Origin of the sequence: Phenylobacterium sp., from assembly GCF_036495085.1 — a bacterium.
Lineage (GTDB): Bacteria > Pseudomonadota > Alphaproteobacteria > Caulobacterales > Caulobacteraceae > Phenylobacterium.
This window is the reverse complement of record NZ_DASXNL010000029.1, coordinates 1-4,268: the sequence shown is the minus strand read 5'-3', so window position 1 is coordinate 4,268 and position 4,268 is coordinate 1. Positions and strand designations below refer to the sequence as shown.

Annotated in this window: 5 protein-coding genes; all 5 read right to left on the bottom strand. The window is 67.1% G+C overall.

Annotated features, from left to right (window positions below):
• Window positions 1-87 precede the first annotated feature (87 nt).
• The gene (locus VGI62_RS04980; protein ID WP_331503291.1) at window positions 88-357 is read right to left on the bottom strand and encodes a Rieske (2Fe-2S) protein; all 270 of its coding nucleotides are present in this window, start codon (window positions 355-357) and stop codon (window positions 88-90) included.
• Window positions 354-1,544, bottom strand: a complete 1,191-nt coding sequence (locus VGI62_RS04975; RefSeq protein ID WP_331503290.1) for an iron-containing redox enzyme family protein — start codon at window positions 1,542-1,544, stop codon at window positions 354-356. Before VGI62_RS04975 ends, VGI62_RS04980 begins: the two co-directional genes overlap by 4 nt.
• On the bottom strand, window positions 1,532-2,209 hold the full coding sequence (locus VGI62_RS04970) for a RibD family protein (protein WP_331503289.1): 678 nt from the start codon (window positions 2,207-2,209) through the stop codon (window positions 1,532-1,534). Before VGI62_RS04970 ends, VGI62_RS04975 begins: the two co-directional genes overlap by 13 nt.
• 77 nt (window positions 2,210-2,286) lie before the next feature.
• Entirely contained in the window at window positions 2,287-3,585 is a 1,299-nt protein-coding gene (locus VGI62_RS04965; protein ID WP_331503288.1) for a hypothetical protein, read from the bottom strand.
• Window positions 3,586-3,790: 205 nt separating this feature from the next.
• Window positions 3,791-4,051, bottom strand: a complete 261-nt coding sequence (locus tag VGI62_RS04960; protein WP_331503287.1) for an SWIB/MDM2 domain-containing protein — start codon at window positions 4,049-4,051, stop codon at window positions 3,791-3,793.
• Window positions 4,052-4,268 lie beyond the last annotated feature (217 nt).

Here is a 4,268-nt window from a genome sequence, read left to right as displayed (position 1 = left end):
ACCAGCAGGCCTCGAGCCAGGGTCACCGCATTGGCCGGCTTGAACGCCCCGCGCTCCACGACCAGCGACAGCGGGAACGGGACGGCGTCAGGGGTCATCTTGCCGGGCCGCGGTCAGGCGCAGGGTCGCGGGGTTGGCGAGCAGGCTCTCGATGGAAAAGGCGTTCAGATGCATAGGGCAAACGAGTTCGCCCGCAGCGTTGAGCCGGCCGAACTTCAAGGGGCCGCCGCGATGCGGACAGCGATTGGGCACGAGGTAGAGCTCACCCCGCGCCGAGAGCAGGAAATACTCCATTCCGCCACGCCAGATCGGCGGCAGGTCATGGCCGATCCACACGCCTGTGCTGTCGAGGTTCACGTCACGACCCGCCCGATTGTCCCCGGCGGAAAGGCCGCAAGATCGCGGGCGTCGTTCAACTGCCCCAACGCCCCGACCTGGATGCGTGCGCCTACGAGGCCTGCAAGGTCGCTCCCAGGGGTCAGGGGCCGCCCCAGGCGTTCACGGGCGCAAGAAGGAGGCCCGAACGTCGCCCCGTCCGCAGCCGCGAAGGCCCGGGACACGCCAAGCAGATGCTCGTCGGCTCTTGCAAAAGCCGCCTTGGTGAACTCCGCGCCGGCGACAATCTCGGCGCCGACCTCCTGGCCGAACCGGGCCACCAGCGGCGTCACGGCTTCATCGATCACCATGCGCGTGTGATGCAGGTCGATGTGAGCGTGCTCGCCGAAATAACGAACGTCGGCATCAGGGTGGAATTGGCGCAGATACCGATGATGCGCCTCGGTCGAGCGTTGATAGGCCGTCTCGGCGTAGAGCAGGAAGCCGACCTGCCGGAAGAAGTTCCGCGGGTTCTGGAACAGCCAGTGGATGGCGTTGTGCAGGGTGAGCGCCTCGGTGTCGAACCAGGGCCAGTAGCCGTTGTAGGCATCATCCAGGCCGAAACTGCGCATGGTCGCGCGGTAGAGCACGCTGTGCTTTTTGCCATGCGCGCCGTAGCCGAACTCATCGATCAGGATACGGAAGAGCGCCGATTGCGGCTCGCCGTATTCGCCCACGACGCCGAGCGCCGAGGCCGACGCCTCCGCCAGCAGGTCGGGCGAAGACTGCACGAGGAAGTTTCGATAGTGGTCCGCCTGGTGATCGGCGTGGGCGAGGAAGGCGGTGAAGGCGTTCTCCGGCGCGCTCCGGATCTCGTGCAGCATGGTCTCGACATAGGCTGCGACATCGCCCTCCCCACCAGGAGGCGCCGGCGCGATAAGCTCGCGCTCCAGGCTGGGCCGCAGACCGGCGAGCATGGCCAGCCGCGGTTCGCCGTACTGAGCCTGCATCGCCGCAAGCACCCCGCCGGGCGGCGCCTCACCAGGCAAGAGGACGTATCGCGCCTGATAGCAGCGCATCAGCGCCTGGTGCTTCACGAAGGTCGCGAGCGAGGCGTCCTCGCCGACCATGTCGATACGTCCGTCGAAGGCTGCCGAAGGCGTCGACCCGGACGCCTCAGCCAGCGCCGCGGCCAAACTCGCCAACGGGTCGTGGATCACGGCGTCCACGGCTGCGCCTCGCGCGCATAGACCGAGACACCTATCCCGCCCTTCACGAACCACTCATCCATCCGCCAGCGCGAGATGCCCAGACCGAGTCCGGGCCGTGGCGACAGCGTCAGATAGGTCGGGGCGTCAGGATCCCCCGAGATGATCGGGATGTGCTTGATGATGATCTTCGAGACCAGTCCGTGGCCGAACAGGCTGGAGAGCAGCGTCGAGCCACCTTCGACGATCAGGCGCCTGATCCCGCGCTCGGCCAGCATGGCCATGAGGGCCGCCAGGTCGACTTCCGTCTCGCCGCAGGTGACCACTTCGACGCCCGGTTTGCGCCGCAGCGCCGCAAGCGTCGCGGGTCCAGCTTTCCTTGACGTCGCGACCAGGGTCGGCAGGCCGTCGTTGAGCAGCGCCGAGGAAAGCGGCAGGAGGCCGTCGGAGGACGGGATGACCCGAAGCGGGTTCGGCCCGTCTACGTGGCGCACCGTCAGCTGCGGATCATCGACGCGCACGGTGTTGGCCCCCACCATAATGGCGTCGCTAAGCGCCCGCTGTCCGTGGAACCACGCCTTCAGCTCGTCCGTGGAATAGTCGAACAACTCCTTGCTGGAGGAGGCGCGGTGGAGCGCGAGCTTGCCGTCGATGGTCAGCTCCGACAGCGTTGTGATCTCGATCATGCGCCCTCAGCCGGCGGGAACGGATGCTCGGCCGTATGGTTGCATCCGCTCGCCGGGGCCGCAAATACGGCGTCAGCTCAAGCTGCGTCGAGACTCACATGCGTCGCGCCAAGCGAGGCCAGCGCGCCGGCCCGCTTCGTTGAACCCGCCCCATAGACAAGCACCGATCTCGCGGCCTTGCGGGCGGCCGGGATGATGGAATTGGCCCAGCCGATGAATTCCGCATCGCTGACGCCCCGCGGCGGGCATTCGAACGACAGCGCCTGGAAACCTGCGCCCGTCAGCCTGGCGAAGGCGCCGGGCGTCGGGTTCGCCAGGCGGCCCACGACCAGGAGTGAGAGCGGGCGAACCAGTGACGTCACGTCGGTGAGCGCGTTCTGCGGGACACCCTCGATGTCGAGGACCTCGCAGATGACCCCGAGCTTGACCATGTTCGCCGCCGCGCCGACCGGGGCCACCAGCTCCGCACGGCCGCGCCGGCTTGCGAGACTGGAGAAGGACACCGGCACGATCAGGCTGAGTTGCTGCTCGCCGGCCTCGGCGTTGAGGCGGTCGATACCGCGCGCGATGGTGGCGAGGTCGGCGCGGATCAGGTCGGCAGAAGGAAGTGCGGCGATCTCGCGTTGGGTCAGCGCGACCCCACTGGAAACCATGATGATGCGGCGGATCATTCGAAAGCCGATCCGCGTGAAGCTCTTCACCTCATAGATCGGCTCCAGGCTCGCCGAGACCCGCATCAGGCGCCCATCGGTGGATACGAAGGGCGCGGCCCGGTTGACCAGCTGCGACGTCAGGCTGGCTTCGTCGTGGAAAGCGCCGAGCCGGCCGGCCCCCTCCCCGGCTTCCTGTGCGAGCGCGGCTTCGACCTCCTGGGCGTCCACGGGCTTGATCTGTACGCGCCCCTTACTGACGGCGACGACCTGCAGGACGCTGCCCACGGCTTGGTCGGCGTCGGCATGGAAATGGGCGAGGATTTCCCGCAGGTAGCGCAGGCAGGCAGCCTGGGCCGCGAGGCGCCCCAGCCCGGGGTGGACGATGAAGACGTCGGAATCGGAGATGCGCAGGAAGATCCCCCGCCCGCCCAGGCTGCGCTTCAGGAGACGTCGGGAGAAGGCGAAGACCTCGTCCTTGCGGCCTTGCCAGGTCTCGCCCAGCCGCTGCTGCACGGCTTCAAGGGACATGATGTTGATCTTGCCGGCGGCCAGGAGCTGCGCGTCGCTGTAGCGCTCGACGTCGCCTTGCGCGTCGGCCGACACCAGGCGCAAGGCGCCGGAGAGCTGGGCCAGCGCGAGCGCGTCCAGCTGGGGGGCCTCCGAGGCCTGGCGAGCACCTGCCGCCTCCCTCGAACGAGCCGCCGTCGCGACGCTGTCGGCCACCTCGAACTCCCCAAGGGCGCGATCCGCCCAAACTCAAGGTTGGCCGATGACGGTTAAGGGATGTTCCACGGCCGGTGAAAAACCGGCGTCTCCGCGGAAGGACGCCGGGCAGCAAAAACCCCGCCCGGCGGTCAGCCGGACGGGGTTCTCGTTATTCCCAATATCCGCGGCGGGGCGAAAACGCCGTCGCCTTAGCGAACATCGCCTACTTCAGGTGGCCTGCGAGGTGCTTGTTCATTTCGAACATGCTGACCTTGTCCTTGCCGCCGAAGACGGGCTTCAGCTTGGCGTCTGCCAGGATGTCGCGCTTGTTCTTCGGGTCCTGAAGATTGTTCTTCTTGATGTATTCCCAGATCTTCGAGACCACTTCGCCGCGGGACAGCTGCCCCGGGCCGACTACAGCGGCCAGCTCCGCCGAGGGCGTGAGCGGCTTCTGAAGCGCGTTGGTTTTCTTGACGTCGGCCATTGGGGCTCCCCCAGTTAGAATTCTGCGTCCGCAGCCACACCAAACCGCGTGAACTGAGTCGCTGGCTGCCATCCTAGGGGCAATTGCGCCTTGCGCCACCCTGAGAAGTGCGCGCACGCGCTTCAGGTGAGAAATTCTCCGACCTCGGCCATTGATGGAACTCGCCGGGGACCTGGCGGCGCTCCTGCGAACGCGGGCGCCCTTCGGCTCGACGTTT